Origin of the sequence: Kribbella sp. CA-294648 (assembly GCF_050943845.1) — a bacterium.
GTDB lineage: Bacteria > Actinomycetota > Actinomycetes > Propionibacteriales > Kribbellaceae > Kribbella.
On the sequence record NZ_CP191981.1, the window covers coordinates 2,979,495 to 2,995,476 of the forward strand.

The 15,982-nt window shown below is 66.4% G+C and carries 15 protein-coding genes; 10 read left to right on the plus strand and 5 right to left on the minus strand.

Annotation, left to right across the window (positions count from 1 at the left end; all coding sequences use genetic code 11):
* The first annotated feature begins 91 nt into the window (after positions 1 to 91).
* The 6 genes from ACQPYM_RS14455 to ACQPYM_RS14480 all read left to right on the plus strand — a co-directional run bounded on the left by ACQPYM_RS14455 (position 92) and on the right by ACQPYM_RS14480 (position 5,721).
* Positions 92 to 1,393, plus strand: a complete 1,302-nt coding sequence (locus ACQPYM_RS14455) for an ABC transporter substrate-binding protein (protein WP_433020647.1) — start codon at positions 92 to 94, stop codon at positions 1,391 to 1,393.
* Positions 1,394 to 1,418: 25 nt separating this feature from the next.
* Positions 1,419 to 2,552 (plus strand): Gfo/Idh/MocA family protein, encoded by a 1,134-nt coding sequence (locus ACQPYM_RS14460; protein WP_433020649.1) that lies wholly within the window; start codon positions 1,419 to 1,421, stop codon positions 2,550 to 2,552.
* The gene (locus ACQPYM_RS14465; protein ID WP_433020651.1) at positions 2,549 to 3,466 is read left to right on the plus strand and encodes a PmoA family protein; all 918 of its coding nucleotides are present in this window, start codon (positions 2,549 to 2,551) and stop codon (positions 3,464 to 3,466) included. Before ACQPYM_RS14460 ends, ACQPYM_RS14465 begins: the two co-directional genes overlap by 4 nt.
* A 91-nt stretch (positions 3,467 to 3,557) precedes the next feature.
* Positions 3,558 to 3,689 carry a hypothetical protein gene (locus ACQPYM_RS14470; RefSeq protein ID WP_433020653.1) on the plus strand — a complete coding sequence of 44 codons (132 nt, stop codon included), beginning with the start codon at positions 3,558 to 3,560 and terminating at the stop codon, positions 3,687 to 3,689.
* The gene (locus tag ACQPYM_RS14475; RefSeq protein ID WP_433020655.1) at positions 3,686 to 4,129 is read left to right on the plus strand and encodes an SRPBCC family protein; all 444 of its coding nucleotides are present in this window, start codon (positions 3,686 to 3,688) and stop codon (positions 4,127 to 4,129) included. Before ACQPYM_RS14470 ends, ACQPYM_RS14475 begins: the two co-directional genes overlap by 4 nt.
* Positions 4,130 to 4,284: 155 nt before the next feature.
* Positions 4,285 to 5,721, plus strand: coding sequence for a GuaB1 family IMP dehydrogenase-related protein (locus ACQPYM_RS14480; RefSeq protein WP_433020658.1), 1,437 nt, complete (start codon positions 4,285 to 4,287; stop codon positions 5,719 to 5,721).
* 27 nt (positions 5,722 to 5,748) lie between these two features.
* Here the strand turns inward: ACQPYM_RS14480 and ACQPYM_RS14485 are convergent, their stop codons facing one another.
* From ACQPYM_RS14485 to ACQPYM_RS14505, 5 genes are all read right to left on the minus strand, one after another.
* Complete coding sequence (locus ACQPYM_RS14485; protein ID WP_433020660.1) at positions 5,749 to 6,378, minus strand: formylglycine-generating enzyme family protein; 630 nt, start codon at positions 6,376 to 6,378, stop codon at positions 5,749 to 5,751.
* A gap of 148 nt (positions 6,379 to 6,526) precedes the next feature.
* Positions 6,527 to 8,590 (minus strand): PQQ-dependent sugar dehydrogenase, encoded by a 2,064-nt coding sequence (locus ACQPYM_RS14490; RefSeq protein ID WP_433020663.1) that lies wholly within the window; start codon positions 8,588 to 8,590, stop codon positions 6,527 to 6,529.
* 142 nt (positions 8,591 to 8,732) lie between these two features.
* The gene (locus ACQPYM_RS14495) at positions 8,733 to 9,755 is read right to left on the minus strand and encodes an NADPH:quinone reductase (RefSeq protein WP_433020666.1); all 1,023 of its coding nucleotides are present in this window, start codon (positions 9,753 to 9,755) and stop codon (positions 8,733 to 8,735) included.
* 48 nt (positions 9,756 to 9,803) lie between these two features.
* A complete protein-coding gene (locus ACQPYM_RS14500) occupies positions 9,804 to 10,037 on the minus strand; it encodes a DUF6458 family protein (protein ID WP_360281997.1) in 234 nt (77 codons plus the stop codon).
* Between the two features lie 50 nt (positions 10,038 to 10,087).
* The gene (locus tag ACQPYM_RS14505) at positions 10,088 to 11,353 is read right to left on the minus strand and encodes an MFS transporter (protein WP_433020670.1); all 1,266 of its coding nucleotides are present in this window, start codon (positions 11,351 to 11,353) and stop codon (positions 10,088 to 10,090) included.
* Positions 11,354 to 11,714: 361 nt separating this feature from the next.
* Here ACQPYM_RS14505 and ACQPYM_RS14510 point away from each other — a divergent pair, with 361 nt between their 5' ends.
* The 4 genes from ACQPYM_RS14510 (at position 11,715) to ACQPYM_RS14525 (ending at position 15,949) form a co-directional block, all read left to right on the plus strand.
* Positions 11,715 to 11,924, plus strand: coding sequence for a GNAT family N-acetyltransferase (locus ACQPYM_RS14510; protein ID WP_433020673.1), 210 nt, complete (start codon positions 11,715 to 11,717; stop codon positions 11,922 to 11,924).
* A gap of 431 nt (positions 11,925 to 12,355) precedes the next feature.
* The gene (locus ACQPYM_RS14515; protein ID WP_433020676.1) at positions 12,356 to 13,354 is read left to right on the plus strand and encodes an ABC transporter permease; all 999 of its coding nucleotides are present in this window, start codon (positions 12,356 to 12,358) and stop codon (positions 13,352 to 13,354) included.
* Positions 13,351 to 14,250, plus strand: a complete 900-nt coding sequence (locus tag ACQPYM_RS14520) for a carbohydrate ABC transporter permease (protein WP_433020679.1) — start codon at positions 13,351 to 13,353, stop codon at positions 14,248 to 14,250. The genes ACQPYM_RS14515 and ACQPYM_RS14520 overlap by 4 nt, the downstream gene beginning before the upstream one ends.
* 31 nt (positions 14,251 to 14,281) lie before the next feature.
* On the plus strand, positions 14,282 to 15,949 hold the full coding sequence (locus tag ACQPYM_RS14525; protein WP_433020682.1) for an ABC transporter substrate-binding protein: 1,668 nt from the start codon (positions 14,282 to 14,284) through the stop codon (positions 15,947 to 15,949).
* Positions 15,950 to 15,982 lie beyond the last annotated feature (33 nt).

Sequence of the window (15,982 nt, forward strand, 5' to 3'; positions counted from 1 at the left end):
GATCACTAATTTGAGACGGCATCAGCTCTGGAAAGCGCATACCATCCCCATCCGCCCCGGCGATCACGCAGGTGCACGAAAGGAAGCAGCCATGAACCGATCACGCTCGATCGGACGGCTCGCGGCAGTCGGAGCGGCGGCCCTCGCCCTCGTCCTGCCGCTGGCCGCCTGCGGTGCGAACGACTCCGGTGACAGTGCCGGCGGCCCGGTCACGCTGCGATTCACCTGGTGGGGATCGGATGCCCGGCACGCGCTCACCCAGAAGGTGATCGAGGCCTTCGAGGCGGAGAACCCGAACATCAAGATCAAGGGCGAGTTCGGCGAGTGGGGCGGCTACTGGGACAAGCTGGCCACCCAGACCGCCGCCAACGACGCCCCCGACATCATCCAGATGGACGAGAAGTACATCGCGGAGTACGGCGGACGTGGCGCGCTGCTCGATCTCGGCAAGCAGGGGCTCAACACCGCCGACTTCGACCAGAAGCTGCTCGACACCGGCAAGGTCGAGGACAAGCTGGTCGGCCTGCCGGTCGGAGCCGCCGTCTTCGCCTTCGTCGCGAACCCGGTGCTGTTCAAGAAGTACGGCGAACCGCTGCCGGACGACGCGACCTGGAGCTGGGACGACTTTGCTGCCACGGCCAAACGCCTTGCGAACAAGGGCCGTAAGGACGGCGTGAGCGGCGCCATGCTCGTCTCGGGTGACACCGAGGCGCATCTGTGGGCGCGGCAGCACGGCGACCAGTTGTTCAACGACAAGGGCGAGATCGTCATCAAGCCGGAGACTCTCGCGTCCTGGTGGCGGCTCAGCTCGGAACTGACCAAGAACGGCACGAGCCCGTCGGCGGCAGCTCAGCAGGAGTCCCAGACGGTCGGGCTCGAAGAGACTCCGCTGGCCACCAACAAGCTGGCGATCGGGTCGATGTTCAACACTCAGCTGACGGCGATGGAGAAGGGCAGCAAGAGCGGCCTCAAGCTGTTACGGGTGCCGGGACAGAAGCAGAGCGACTACGCGGGTTCCTACCTGAAGCCGTCGATGTACTGGTCGGTGTCGTCGCGCACCAAGCACCCGAAGGAGGCCGCCAAGTTCCTGGACTACCTGGCGAACTCGCCGAAGGCCGCGGACCTGCTGCTGACCGAGCGCGGCGTACCGGCGAACAACAAGTTGCGCACGGCAATCACCAGTAAGCTGACCACGACCGACAAGCAGGCCGTCGAGTTCCTCGACGTGGTCGCCAAGACCGCGGCCCCGCCACCGCCGGTCACTCCGGTCGGCGGCAGCGCGATCGAAAAGATCCTGCGCCGGCAGGCCAGCGAGGTTCTGTTCGGCCGGGCGACACCTGAACAGGCCGCCGAGGCCGCGATCAAGGAAATGAAGACCTCCGTCACCAAGTAGCCGACACCCCGAGAAGAGAGCTTGCATGCACTCCACAGCAGACACCGCCGGCGCGTCCGCGGCGGTCACCCCCGCTCCGGCGTACGGCGTCGCGATCGTCGGCACCGGCGGGATCGCGAACGCCCACGCCGAGGCGCTGTCAGCCTTTCCGGACCAGGTCCGGCTGGTCGCCGGGGTGGACCTCGACGCCGATCGGGCCAAGGAGTTCGCCGAGCGGTGGACGGTGGGCCGGACCGCCGCGTCGCTGCAGGACGCCTTGGCGGGCGGCGACGTCGACACCGTCGTCATCTGTACGCCGCCGGCCAGCCACGGGCCACTCGCGATCGAGGCGCTCGAGGCCGGGGTGAACGTGGTGATCGAGAAGCCGCCGACGCTGTCGCTGAAGCAGCTGCGCGAACTCGCTGAGGCGGAAGAGCGCTCGACGGGCACGGTCAGTTGCATCTTCCAGCACCGGTTCGGTCCGGGAGCTTCACAGTTGCGACAGCTCCACAACGATGGGTCCCTCGGCCGGCCGTTGGTGGGGGTCTGCAACACGTTGTGGTTCCGCGACCAGCCGTACTTCGACGTACCGTGGCGCGGCAAGTGGGACGTCGAGGGTGGTGGGCCGACGATGGGTCACGGCATCCACCAGTTCGACCTGCTGCTCGATCTGTGGGGGAGATGGACCGACGTCACCGCGTACGCCGGGAAGCTGGCGCGGCGGACCGCCACCGAGGACGTCTCGTGCGCGATCGTGCGGTTCGAGTCCGGCGCGGTCGCCACGATCACCAACTCGCTGGTGTCGCCGCGGGAGTCCTCCTATCTCCGGCTCGACTACGAGCGGGCGACCGTCGAGCTCGAACACCTCTACGGGTACACGGGTAACGACTGGCGATTCACCCCGGCGCCGGGCGCGGACGATCTCGAGTGGTCGACGGTCGACGGGAAGCGCAGCAGCCACCTGTCGCAGTACGAGGCGTGGGTGCGAGCGCGCACCGAAGGTACGCCGCCCCCGGTCGGGCTCGCGGACGCGCTGGTGACGATGGAACTGGTTGCCGCGATCTACCAATCCGCGATCACCAAGCAGTCGGTCAGTCGCGAGGAAATCCAGCAGGGCGGGGCGTTCGAGGAACGCATGGACGGCTTCGCGGAACCGTGGAACGAGGAGACCGGCGCATGAGCGACCTGACCTACCGCGACGACGAGACCGCCAGCGTGTCGGTGGCGATCGCCGACACCGAGTTGTTCACGTACGTCTACCAGTCCGGCGCGGCGCAGTACGAGTCGCCGCGGCCGTTCCTCCATCCGCTGCGGACTCTCGGCGGCCGGGTCGTCAGCATCTACCGGCCGCACGACCATCTGTGGCACGTCGGGCTTGCCTGGTCGTTGCCGCATTTCGGTGCCGACAACTTCTGGGGCGGGCCGAGCTTCCGCGCCGGTCGCGGCTACGTGTCGCTCGACAACAACGGCGCGACGCGACACCGGCGTACGGGGCTGGTCGAGGTCACCGATGGTGTCTTCACCTTTGCTCACGACCTCGACTGGTACCGCTTCGACGGGACCCACGTCGTCACCGAGACCCGGCAGCTGACCGCGCGGGTCGAGGCTGAGCGCGACGCCTGGATCCTGACCTTCGAGACGTCGATGCGGAACGTCAGCGGTGCGGACATCATGATCGGCTCGCCCACCACGGAGGGGCGGCCGGACGCCGGGTACGGCGGTCTGTTCTGGCGCGGGCCGCGGTCGTTCACCGGCGGCACCGTGCTCGGGCCGGACGGCGCGACCGGCGAAGCGTTGCGCGGCCGTCACGCACCGTGGATGGCGTTCACCGGCCAGCACGACGAGGTCGAGGGTTCGTCCTCGATCGTGATGGTCGACGCCCCGGCGAACGCGCAGCACCCGCCGCAGTGGTTCGCCCGCTCCGAACCGTTCGGCTGCCTCGGCCCGGCCCCGTTCTTCAGTACCGAGGTCCGCTTCGCCGACGGCAGCCAGATGACGAACCGGTACGCCGTAGTCATCGCGGACGGTGAGGCGGACCTCGACCGGGCCACCGCGTTGGCCGCCCTCGGCACCGCCACGCTCACCACCGGCTGACAACGCCTGCCCCTTCCGCAACTAATGGTTGCGCAAACCCGCACCCCTCCGCTACTGTCATGTGCAACAAAAGGTTGCGCATGGAGGGGTGATGGGTGAGCCGAGAGATCCCGCCGGGGAGGCGGCCTGGGAGGGCCGGCTGCGGCGGATCAAGCGACTCGCCGAGTCGATCCGGCGCGCCCGGCAGCGGAGGAACCAGGACAGGAAAGAAGAACCGACATGAACGACATCCTGCACAGAGTCGGCGCCAAGGGATCGGTCGCGCAGGTCTACCAGGCCTTGACCACGGTCGAAGGACTGGCCGGCTGGTGGACCACGGACACGGCCGGCAAGGGCAACGACATCGGCGGCGTCCTGGAGTTCAGGTTCCCGCCGGGCGGTTTCGACATGAAGGTGGTCGAGCTCCAGCCGAACCAGCGGGTGCTCTGGGAGGTCGTCGACGGTCCTGACGAATGGATCGGTACGCACGTCCGCTGGGAGCTGTCCCAGGTCGACGAGTGGGCGATCGTGAAGTTAAGCCACGAAGGCTGGAAAGAACCGGTCGAGTTCATGCACCACTGCGGCACCAAGTGGGCGACCTTCCTGATGAGCCTCAAGGCCCTGGTCGAGACCGGCAAGGGCGAGCCGTCGCCCGACGATGTGTCGATCAGCAACTGGCATTGAGCGCCACGAGGCAACTGGCGCCGGGCGGCGCGCGGCAACCGGCCCGGAGATCGGCAACGGGTTCCGCGAGGCCGCCGGGGCGGCTGTAGCCCGGTGGTTCTTCACTGGTGACGTAGGCTCCAGGAATCTGGAGTCTGGCTGGTGAGGTGAGTGCTGTGCGGTTCGTCCGGGGGCAGCTGCCCGAGCAGGATCTGACCTTCAATGACGTGTTCCTGGTGCCGAACAGGTCCGCGGTCCAGTCGCGGCTGGACGTGGATCTCACCACCCGGGACGGGAGCGGTGCCTCGATCCCGATCGTCGCCGCCAACATGACCGCCGTGTCGGGGCGGCGGATGGCCGAGACGATCGCGCGCTGTGGTGGGCTGGCGGTGATTCCGCAGGACATCCCGGTCGAGGTGGTAACCGAGGTGGTCGCGTGGATCAAACAGCGGCACACCATCTACGACACGCCGCTCGTGATGGCGCCCAGCGGCACCGTTGGGGAGGCCCTCAACCTGCTCCCGAAGCGCGGGCACGGCGCGGTGATCGTGGTCGAGAACGGCCGCGCGGTCGGCGTGGTCACGGATGCCGACTGCGAGGGCGTCGATCGCTACACCCAGCTCCGCGGCATCATGTCGCGCGAACCGCTGACCCTCCCGGCCGGGATCGCCGCGGAGGAAGCCTTCAACCAATTGCACGACGGGCACCACCGACTTGCTCCCGTCGTCGACGCCGACGACAGGATCGTCGGCATCCTCACCCGCAACCGCGCACTCCGCGCCACGCTCTACGACCCGGCGGTAGATGCCCAAGGCAAGTTGCGGGTCGCCGCCGCGATCGGCATCAACGGCGACGCCGAGCAGAAGGCGAAGGCCTTGCTCGATGCCGGGATCGACCTGCTCGTGATCGACACCGCCCACGGGCACCAGGAACGCATGCTCGAAGTACTGCGAACCGTCCGCGCCCTGGAGCCCGCCGTACCGGTTGTCGCGGGCAACGTCGTCACCGCGGCCGGTGTCGAGGATCTGGTCGAGGCCGGGGCCGACATCGTCAAGGTCGGAGTCGGGCCGGGCGCGATGTGCACGACCCGGATGCAGACGGCGGTGGGTCGGCCGCAGTTCTCCGCAGTATTGGAGTGTGCGACCAGGGCTCGTGAGCTCGGCAAGCACGTGTGGGCGGACGGCGGCGTACGGCATCCGCGGGATGTCGCGCTCGCGCTGGCCGCGGGAGCATCCAGCGTGATGATCGGCTCGTGGTTCGCCGGTACGTACGAGTCGCCGGGCGATCCGCATCGCGATAGCGACGGCCGGATCTACAAGGAGAGTTTCGGGATGGCGTCGGCCCGCGCGGTGCGGCTCCGGACGGCGGACGACACCCCGTTCCAGCGCGCCCGCAAGAGCTTCTTCGGCGAAGGCATCTCGACCGCGCGGATGTACCTCGACCCCGAACGCCCCAGTGTGGAAGACGTTCTGGACTCGATCGTCTCCGGGATCCGCAGCTCGTGCACGTACGTCGGCGCGACCGACCTGGAGGAGTTCCACGAGCGCGCGGTCGTCGGCATCCAGAGCGCCGCCGGTTACTCCGAAGGCAAACCCCTCAACACCAGCTGGTGATCCGCAGTCGGGAGCAGGCCTAGTCGGTCAGCGGACGGTCTGGGCGAGGCGGAAGCCCAGGTCGTCGATCGCGAACGTGGGGTGGCTCTTGCGCCGGCTGGAGGCCCGGCAGGCGTTGGGCGGGTCGTAGGCGCCACCGCCACGGAACACCCGGTAGGGGCCGTAGGCAACTGAGTGGAGATCCCAGGTCCACTCCCACACGTTGCCGAGCAGATCGTGGAAACCCCAGCGGTTCGGCGCCTTCCCGCCGACCTCGTGCACCCGGCCGTCCGAGTTGCCGCGATACCAGGCGATCTCGTCCAACTCCCCGTACCGCGCCTCGCGGCTACCCGCGCGGCACGCATACTCCCACTCGGCCTCCGACGGCAGCCGATACCCGGTGGCGGACCAGTCGCAGCTGACCAGTTCCCCGTCCCGATCCCCATCCACCAGCCCGTACGCCGGTACGAGACCCTCCGCTCGCGACAACTCGTTGCAATACCGGATCGCGTCCAGCCAGGAGACATCAGTAGCCGGCAGAGCACCCCCTGACCCGGAGTACTGCTCCCGCGTCACCACACAAGCCGCCAACCGAAACGGCGCCACCTCGGCAACCCACGAGGCCCCCGCCCCCTCGTCTCGCAACACAACCTTGCCACCCGGAAGCCCAATCATCATCAGACCCCGGACGCTATCAGCGGAAGTAGGTCGGCGGGCCCGGACCGCTCCCACTCACAAACCTGCTGTTTCCGCCCGGAGGCACGTCGGTGCACGCTCGGCCGGGTGCGATCAGTTGAGGTTTGTGAGTGGGAGCGGTCCGCCAGTCCTAGGGGAACTTCAGGCGGACGATGACGTTGTCCAGGACGGTGGGGGTGCCGCCGTTCTTGTCGTTGTTGGTGGAGGTGAGCCAGAGGGCTCCGTCGGGGGTTTTGGTGATGCTGCGGAGGCGGCCCCAGCGGCCGGAGAAGACGGCTTGCGGGGTGCCGACACCGGTGCCGGTGGAGTTGATCTGGGTGACCCAGAGCTGGCTGCCGGTGACGCCGGCAATGTAGATCCAGTCGTTGACGATCTCGACGCCGCTCGGGCCGGCCTGTGCTGTCGACCAGGTGCGCTTCGGGGCAATGTAGCCGCCGCAGTCGCCGATGGTCCCTTCGCAGGCAGGCCAGCCGTAGTTGCCGCCCTTCTGCACCAGGTTGAGTTCGTCCTGGCTGTTGTCACCGAACTCACTGGCCCACAGCTGTCCACGCGAATCCCACGCCAGACCTTGCGGGTTGCGGAATCCGAGCCCCCACACATACCGCGCATTGCCGCCGGTGCTGAAGAACGGGTTGTCGCTGGGCGGCGTACCGTCCGGGTTGATCCGCAGGATCTTGCCGTTCAGTGAGTTCCGGTTCTGCGAGTTGCCGCTGTTCTGACCGTCGCCGACGCCCGCATAGAGCTTGCCGTCCGGACCGAACCGCAGCCGCCCGCCGTTGTGAAAGCGGTTCTTCGCCAACCCGGTCAGTACCGGTTCGGCCGTCGTGCCCAGAGCGCCGTTCTCGTACTTCATCCGCACGATCCGGTTGTCGTTCGCCGCCGTTTGGTAGAAGTACACCCACCGGTCCGTGCTGAAGGTCGGCGACAGCGCCAAACCCAGCAGCCCACCTTCACCAGTCGTGGTGACAGTGCCAGGGACCTTGCCCAGCGTGGTTTTCTGCCCGGTCGCAGTCACCAGAAGTACTTCGAACCGGTCCCGCTCGGTGACCAGCGCCGACCCCGAGTTGTCCGGCAGGAACGCGACGCTCCAGCCCAGGTCCACCTTCGCGATGTCCCGGTCGTACGCCGGAATCCCGCCAGTGCCGGTTCCAGCTGTCCGCACGGTCACCGCGTTGCTGGCCGCCGATGCGTTGCCGTCAGGATCGCGAGCTTTGACGGTGAACGTGTACTGCGTACTGGGCATGAGGTTCGTGATCGTCGCCGTCAGCGAGTTCGTCGTCGACACCTTGGTCGCGCCCTGGTAGACGTCGTACCCGGCGATGCTGCCACTGTTGTCCGCCGATGCGTTCCAGGCAAGCGAGACGCTGTTCGAACTCGTCCCCGTACTGCGGAGGTTGCCCGGTGCCGTCGGCGGTTGGGTGTCACCACTCGGCGGGGTCGTGAAGGCCACCACGTTGCTCTGTTGCGAAGCGTTGCCCGCGGCATCGAACGCACCGACCGAGATGTCGTACGCCGTATTGGCGGTCAATGTGTCGACGGTCGCTGTCAAAGTGCTGCCGTCAACCACCTTGAGCACGTTGCCACCGCGGTTGATCTCGTACCGGACCACACCGACGTTGTCGGCGGCGGCCGTCCAGGTGAAGGTCGCGGCGTTCGACTTGATGTTGCTCACGGCAAGGTTCCCCGGAGCGGACGGCGGCTGGGTGTCGTCGCTGGTCGGGTTGACGGTCAGTACGTCGGCGTTCGGGCCCCCGTCGGCGGTCGCGGCCCGGGCGCGGATCTTGTTCGTCCCCGCGGCCAGGGTCAGCCGGACCGTCTTGGATGCCCAGGTGCTCCACGCGCCGGTGCCGGGGAAGGTGATGCCGACCGCGCCGGCGACACCGTTCACGGTGAAGTCCAGTGGCCGGGCGGCCGTCGTTCCGTTGGCGTAGCGAAGAGTCACGTCGGCCGGTCCGGCGGGTGCCGTCACGGTCCATTCGACGTAACTGCCGACGACGTTGTTGTAGTTGACGAAACCACGGCCGGTGAACCCTGCGTGGTTCGACTCGACCACACCTTGCGAGATGGTCGCATCCTCGGCTTGGTAGTCGGTGGGTGCCGCGGTGGCGGACGGGATCAGCGGTGCGAGGGCCAGCGTGACGGCGACGGCCGTCAGAGCGCTCAGCAGCGCACGCCGAAGGGATCGACGAGTCATCGAGGTCTCCTGATGTTCCGGGGCGGAAGGAGCTGCAGGGGAGCCAATCGGATAATTAGGAAAGTTTCCTATCCTTACTGTCCGATCGGATCACACCACCCGGCGTCGAAGACTGTCAACCCTTCGGCATGCGCTTACCGGATCAGAGCTTCGCGATGTCGATCAGCACCTTTCCGGTGGCGCCGGCCTCAACTGCCTGGTGAGCGTCGGATGTCTCGGTGAGCGGGAAGTGGTGGAGCGGCAAGCCCGCTTCTTCGCCGACCGGGAGAGCGCCGTCGGCGATGGCCGCGTTGATGTCCTCGGCCGCGGCGGTGATGAACTCCCAGCCCACGGTGTAGAGCAGCACGAACTGGTAGCGCGAGTTCAGGCCCATGTTGGAGCGGATGTCGATCGCGAAGGGCTTGTCGCCGTCGTTGGCGTAGATCGCGATGGTGCCGCGCGGACGCAGTACCGCGAGATCGAGTTCGTTGTTGGCGCCCGCGGCCACCTCGACGATCAGGTCCACACCGTCGGGCGCGACCTTGCGGATCTGCTCCGCGGCGTCGTCGTCGCGGTAGTTCACGACGTGGTGAGCACCCGCCGCAACGGCGTACTCGGTCTTCGCGGGGCTGGTGGTTGCAATGACGGTTGCTCCGGCCCAGCGGGCCAGTTGGATCGCTGCGTGACCCACCGCGCCGGCGCCGCCCGCGACGAGAATCACCTTGCCCTCAAGGGCTCCGGGCGAAAGCCGGGTCGGTCCACCCTCGGCGACGGTCAGCGCGCGGTGTGCGGTGATACCGGGAATGCCGATACTCGCGCCGAGCTCGAAAGAAGCGTCGTCAGCGAGCGGAAACACCCGCTCTGCCGGGACGACGGTGTACTCCTGGGCGGTCCCGCTCAAAGGCCGCTGGTACGCCGCCAGCGAAACCCACACCCGATCGCCGACCGCGATTCCCTCGACGCCTGGGCCAACGGCGTCGACTACGCCGGAGCCGTCCTGATTCGGGACGGACTCGACCGCGTCGCCGCCGTACAGGCCGGTGCGAGACTTCCAGTCGGTCGGGTTGACGCCGGAAACGGCCACACGGATCCGTACTTCGCCTTGCCCCGGCTGGGGAATCTCGCGATCGGCAAGGCGGAGTACGGAGTCGGCGGGGCCGAGCTGGTCATGCACGATTGACTTCATACTGCCTATAGCCGCGGCCCCGGCCGCCTTATTCCACTCGTTCGAAAGTCAGATCCGCGGGTCGCGGTAGGTGGGGTCGTCCTCGACCACGGTCGTGCGGGAAGCGCGGGTTTCGCGCGTGCGCTGGCCGTTGAGGAGGAGCACCAGGACGAGGCCGAGTGCGCCGGCTCCCATCAGGATGTAGCCGACCATGGTCAGGTCGACGCCGCTGATCCGGTCGGAGACGGCGAAAGCCAGTACACCGCCAAGGGCCAGCAGAAAGATTCCTGCGCCGATACCCATCAGACACCTCCAGTTTGCGTACGCCGAACTGCCCGGACGGCGGGCGGCGCCTACTTCGCGTACCCGACGGCTCCCGCCAGCAAACGGTCAGCCGACCGCAGCCGCAGGTAGAGCAGTGGGATGGGCGCCAGGATTAACCCGGACAGCGTCAGCGCAGTACGGACCGTAGTCGCGCCGGCCAGGGCACCCAGCGGGGGACCGCCGGCCACCTGGCCGATCGCGTTCGCCTGGGAAACCATCGAGATCACCGTCGCGCGCGACTTCGAGTCGAGGTTGCGGTTGAGCCAGGCGGACTCGATCGGGTAGGCGATGGTGCCGGCCATGCCGCCGATCCACATCGCCGCCAGCGCGAGCCAGAAGTGCCCGGCGAGGGTGAAGCCGAGGACTCCGCCCAGCTGGAACAGGCTGAGCAACGCGAGCAAGCCGTTGGGATGCAGCGAGTTGACGCGCTCCGGCGAGACCTTGTTGACGACGAGCGAGGCGCCCAGCGCCAGCAGCGTGCCGACGAGCGAGAAGACGGCGAACCAGACCGCCGGATCGGACGTTCCGAGCAGGTCGGGGAAGCTGAAGTCCGAGAGGACCCGTACCGACCACAGCCGGTCGAAGGCCTCGCTGGCCAGCCCCGAGATCAGGCTGATCAGCACCAGCATGCGAACCACGGGACGGCGCCGGGCGACCGCCAGGCCGTGCTTGAAGGTGTCACCCATTTGCCGGAAGGTCTCCCGCTCGGCATTCGGCGTACGGTGGAAGTTCTGCTCGCGCATGAAGATGAAGAGGGCCAACGCAGTCAGCATCATCCCGGCCCCGGACAGCAGCATCGGCAACCTCAGGCTGACCAACCCGAGCGCGCCGGCGGAGACGATGCCGACGATCCGGCAGGCGAGCTCGACCTGCTGGCTCCGGACGAAGACCGGCGCGACCTTCACCTCGCCGACCTCATCGGTGATCCAGGCCTGGTCGGCGCCGGAGGTGAAGGTGAAGCCGAGACCCCACAGCACCTGCGCCGCGAGAATGGCGAGGAACGTCGGCACCATTCCCTGCAGCAGGAAACCCGCGCCGATCAGGGTGAAGCCGATGATGACGGACAACCGCCGGCTGTAGAGGTCGGCGACGATGCCGGTCGGGATCTCGAACAGGAAGCAGGCGACCTCGAGGGTCGTTCCGACCAGCACGAGTTGCAGGGGGCTGAGGCCGACTTCCTTGATCTGGTAGACCAGGCTGAGGGTGAAGGTCAGCGCGGAGAAGTAGGCCCAGGCGCCGTTGAAGGTGTAGTAGGTACGGACCGGATCAGCGGCCCGGTAGGCAGGCAAGAACATCGGAACTCATTCCCGAAGCAGCACGTGTGCGGGCATGACGGGACGCGACCGGTCGAAAGCGACGGTCAGCGCGCCGGACGTGACGCACGACGGCACAAGTCAGCGGCCAGAGGCCCGCTGACGGCGGTGGTGCGCTTTCAGGAAGGGGTTTGCATGACGGCGATGCTAGAGCAACCGCCCGCGACCGCGCCTGTCCTTTTTGTTACCTTCCACCACCCGCGCAGCCCGATTACCAACCCCCCACCTGGGTACCATCGAACTAGCCCGGCCCGGCCGTTCCCCCGTGATGGTCGGGTCGGGTCCACCACGCCAGCTCAAGCGGGCCGAACTCGCCAGGCGACCTGCGCCCCGCACTCGGACAATGCGGTCGGTTGAGGCCGTCTACCGTTGGGCTTTTGACGAGATCGGCTTTCATCGGCTGGACATCCAGCACTCGGTCGGCAATCACGCTTCCTGCAAGGTGGCTGGTCAGAGCGGGTTCGCGCTGGAGGGGATGCTGCGGCAGGCGATTCGGCACGCCGATGGGTGGCACGACTGGCATGTTCACGGGCGGATCCGCACCGACCGTTAGCGCTCGCGGGGATTTCGTCACCGCCGGTGCCGGGTGAATTCACGTCTTGACATAAGGGCCGCGGGCCAGTTGACTGGGATATAGTTCACGTAGGAAATAAATTCGTGCCAGCGGTTCGGGTCTTGGGTCAGGGGGACTCCGGGCTGCCGTTGGCGACCGGTCAGGTCTCGTGCTGAGCCACGGGGCCTGATGGTGTTATTTGCTGTTGGCAACGTTCTTGTCGACCGGTGGCAGCGGCCGGAAAGCCCTTGCAGGCAAGGGCGGAGGGCTTCCGGTCAAGGTCCGGTATCGAGAGTCCCGGTGGCTCTTCCGCTGTCCCGGGTTCTGTGTCATCCTCCCGGTTGGGACCAGAAATCCTATCGGATATCGGGTTGTCTCCCAGTAGTCACGACGTGCCACCGGCATGGCCAGAACACCGAAGGGACGCGGGTGTGAGCGGAACGATCGAGATGAAACCGGCGCCACCCGCGCCGGTGCGGAAGCAGGCGGTGCCGCCCACCCGGATCAAGCGGCCGAGCCGCTGGACGGAGGCCCGGCGCAGCTTCCGCCGGCACTGGCAGCTCTACCTGCTGATCCTCGCCCCACTCGCGTACTTCGTCATCTTCAAGTACATCCCGATCTCCAACGCGGTGATCGCGTTCAAGGACTACAGCCCGATCAAGGGCCCGTGGGGCAGCGACTGGGTGGGCTTCAAGAACTTCGACCTGTTCTTCCACAACCCTGTCTTCTGGACCCTGGTCAAGAACACCTTCCTGCTGGCCGCCTACACCGTGCTGGCAAGCTTCCCGATCCCGATCATCCTGGCGATCGCGCTGAACGAGATCCGGGCGGGCCTGTTCAAGAAGACCGTCCAGCTGGTCACCTACGCGCCGTACTTCATCTCGACCGTCGTGGTGGTCTCGATGACGATCCTGGTGCTCTCGCCGCGGATCGGCTTCGTCGACGACGCGATCGGCCTGTTCGGCGTACCGGCGATCGACTTCCTCGGGGACCCCAACTACTTCCGCCACATCTACGTCTGGTCCGACGTCTGGCAGACCACCGGGTACTCCGCGGTCATCTACCTGGCCGCGCTGTCCGGGATCGACCCGGCGCTGCACGAGTCGGCCAAGATCGACGGCGCGAGCCGGATCAGGCGGATCCTGCACGTCGACCTGCCCGGCATCATGCCGACCGCGGTGATCATCCTGGTGCTCGGCGTCGGCAACATCATGTCGATCGGGTTCGAGAAGGCCTTCCTGTTCCAGAACCCGCTGAACCTGGCGCAGTCGGAGATCATCGCCACCTACGTTTACAAGACCGGCCTGCTCAACGCCGACTTCAGCATGGCCACCGCGGTCGGCCTGTTCAACTCGGTGATCAACCTGCTCCTGCTGGTCGGTGTGAACTTCGCCGCCAAGCGGATCACCGGGAACGGACTGTGGTCATGACCGAGAACAAGTCCACCATCGCCGAAACCCGGACCGACCGGATCTTCCTGATCGGCGTCAAGGTGATGCTGACCGTCGCGCTGGTCGCAGTACTGGTGCCGCTGGTCTACGTCGTCGCCAACTCGTTCAGCAGTGCGGGAGCGGTCAGCTCCGGGCAGGTGTTCCTCTGGCCGGTCGAGCCGAGCCTGCGCGCGTACCAGGAGGCGCTCAGCGACCCGCAGATCCTCAAGGGCTACTACAACTCACTGATCTACGCGGTCGGCGGCACCCTCATCAGTGTCACGCTGACCATCGCGATCGCGTACCCGTTGTCGCGCAAGACGTTCTTCGGCCGCAACGTGATCATGAGCCTGCTGCTGTTCACGATGCTGTTCTCCGGCGGGCTGATCCCGACGTACCTGGTGGTCCAGGACCTCGGCATGCTGAACACCCGCTGGGCGATGGTGATCCCGAGCGCGATCGGGGTCTGGCAGGTCATCATCGCGCGGACGTTCTTCCGCAGTACGATCCCCGACGACCTGTACGAGGCCGCGATCCTGGACGGCGCCAGCGATCTGCGCTTCCTCTGGTCGGTGGTCCTGCCGCTGTCCAAGCCGGTGATCGCGGTGATCGCCCTGATGTACGCGATCTTCCAGTGGAACACGTACTTCGAGGCGCTGGTCTACCTCAAGGACCCCGGCCTCTACCCGTTGCAGATCGTGCTGCGCAACATCCTGATCCTCAACTCCACCACGGGCGCCGCCGCCGACATCTCGGCCACGCTCGAACGCCAGCAACTCGCGAACGTCCTCAAGTACGCGCTGATCGTCATCTCGAGCCTGCCCGTACTGCTCATCTACCCGTTCATCGCCCGCCACTTCACCAAGGGCGTGATGGTCGGTGCCGTCAAGGGCTAGTGGTTCTGTTCCAGAAGGGAAACAAGGAAAAATGCGCTCAACCAAGAGCAAGGTGGTGGCCGGCCTGGTGGCTGCCATCGCACTGGCTGTCGGAGGCTGCAGCTCCGACAAGTCCGGCGACGCGGCCAAGAACGAGGTGAGTGCCGACGGCAAGGTCGTCATCGACACGTTCGCGCCGCAGGGACCCGACGACAACCTCGAGACCAACCTGGTCACCAAGGTGATCAGCGACAAGTTCAAGATCCAGTTCCGCTGGCAGACCACCACCCTCGACGCGGGAGCGGCCAAGGAGAAGCGCCAGATCGCGCTCGCCAGCGGCGACTACCCGGACCTGTTCATGCTCATCCCGTGGGTCGACGGCATCACCCAGGCCGAAGTACAGAAGCTCGGCACGCAGGGTGTCGCAGTACCGATCGAGGAACTGATCAAGGAGCACGCGCCGAACATCCAGAAGCAGCTGGACTCGAACAAGACACTGAAGGAGATGTCCACTGCTCCCGACGGGCACATCTACGCACTGCCGCAGTGGTCGGACTGCTTCCACTGCACCTACCCGGACAAGCTGTGGATCAACTCCGCCTGGCTGAAGAAGCTCGGCCTGCAGATGCCGAAGACGACCGAGGACCTGCGCACCGTACTGCGCGCCTTCAAGACCCAGGATCCCAACGGCAACGGCAAGGCCGACGAGATCCCGATGACCACGGATGTCCAGGACAGCAGCCTGATGGGCTTCCTGATGAACCCATTCGCGTACAACCCGGTCGGCGGCAACAGCAACCGTTCGCTGCTCGCGCTGAACGGCGACAAGGTCGTCACGCCGGTCAACTCCGACGCCTGGAAGGAGGGCCTGAAGTACATCAACTCCCTCTACAAGGAGGGCCTGATCGACAAGGCCTCCTTCACCCAGAACGCGGAAGCACTCAAGGCCACCGGTAACAACCCGAAGGCGGTTGTCGTCGGCTCGGTACCGGTGCTGTGGCCGGGCATCTTCGTCCAGCTCGGCTCGAAGGACGGCCGGGACAAGCAGTACGACGCCGTACCGCCGCTGACCGGTCCCGAGGGTAAGAGCTACACCGGTTACAACTACCCGAGCTCGACCGGCTACACCTTCATGCTGACCAACAAGGCCAGCAAGGAGGCGCGGGTCGCGGCGATCAAGATGCTCGACTACATCTACAGCGACGAGGGCCGCAAGGTCAGTGTGATGGGGCCGGAGGGTGTCGGCTGGTCCAAGCCGCGTCCGGGTGACATCGCCCTCGACGACAAGACGAAGGTCGGCTACTACCGGTTCGGTGAGGCCGAAAAGAAGAAGAACATCTCCTGGGACTCGATGGCGCAGTACAACATCACCCTTGCCTATCGCAACGAGCAGGCGGTACCGGCCGACATCTACTCGGACGCCGGCCTCGAGCGCCGGCTCTTCCAGGCGACCAAGCTGTACGAAGGTCACGAGGACAAGTCGCAGTGGTTCCCGCTGGCGTCGGTCTGGGTGGACCCGAGCCTCAGCGGCGAACTGGCGACGTTGCAGACCAACCTCAACAGTTACGTGACGCAGAACCAGCTGGCGTTCATCACCGGTACGAAGGACATCGACTCCGGCTGGGACGCTTACGTGAAGGGTCTCGACAGCACGGGGATGAAGCGGTACCTCGAGCTGGAGCAGCAGGCCTACGACAAGTACAAGTCCGGTAACAAGTAGTTCGTCCACCGGCCGCGCTGGGAGCTACTGTTC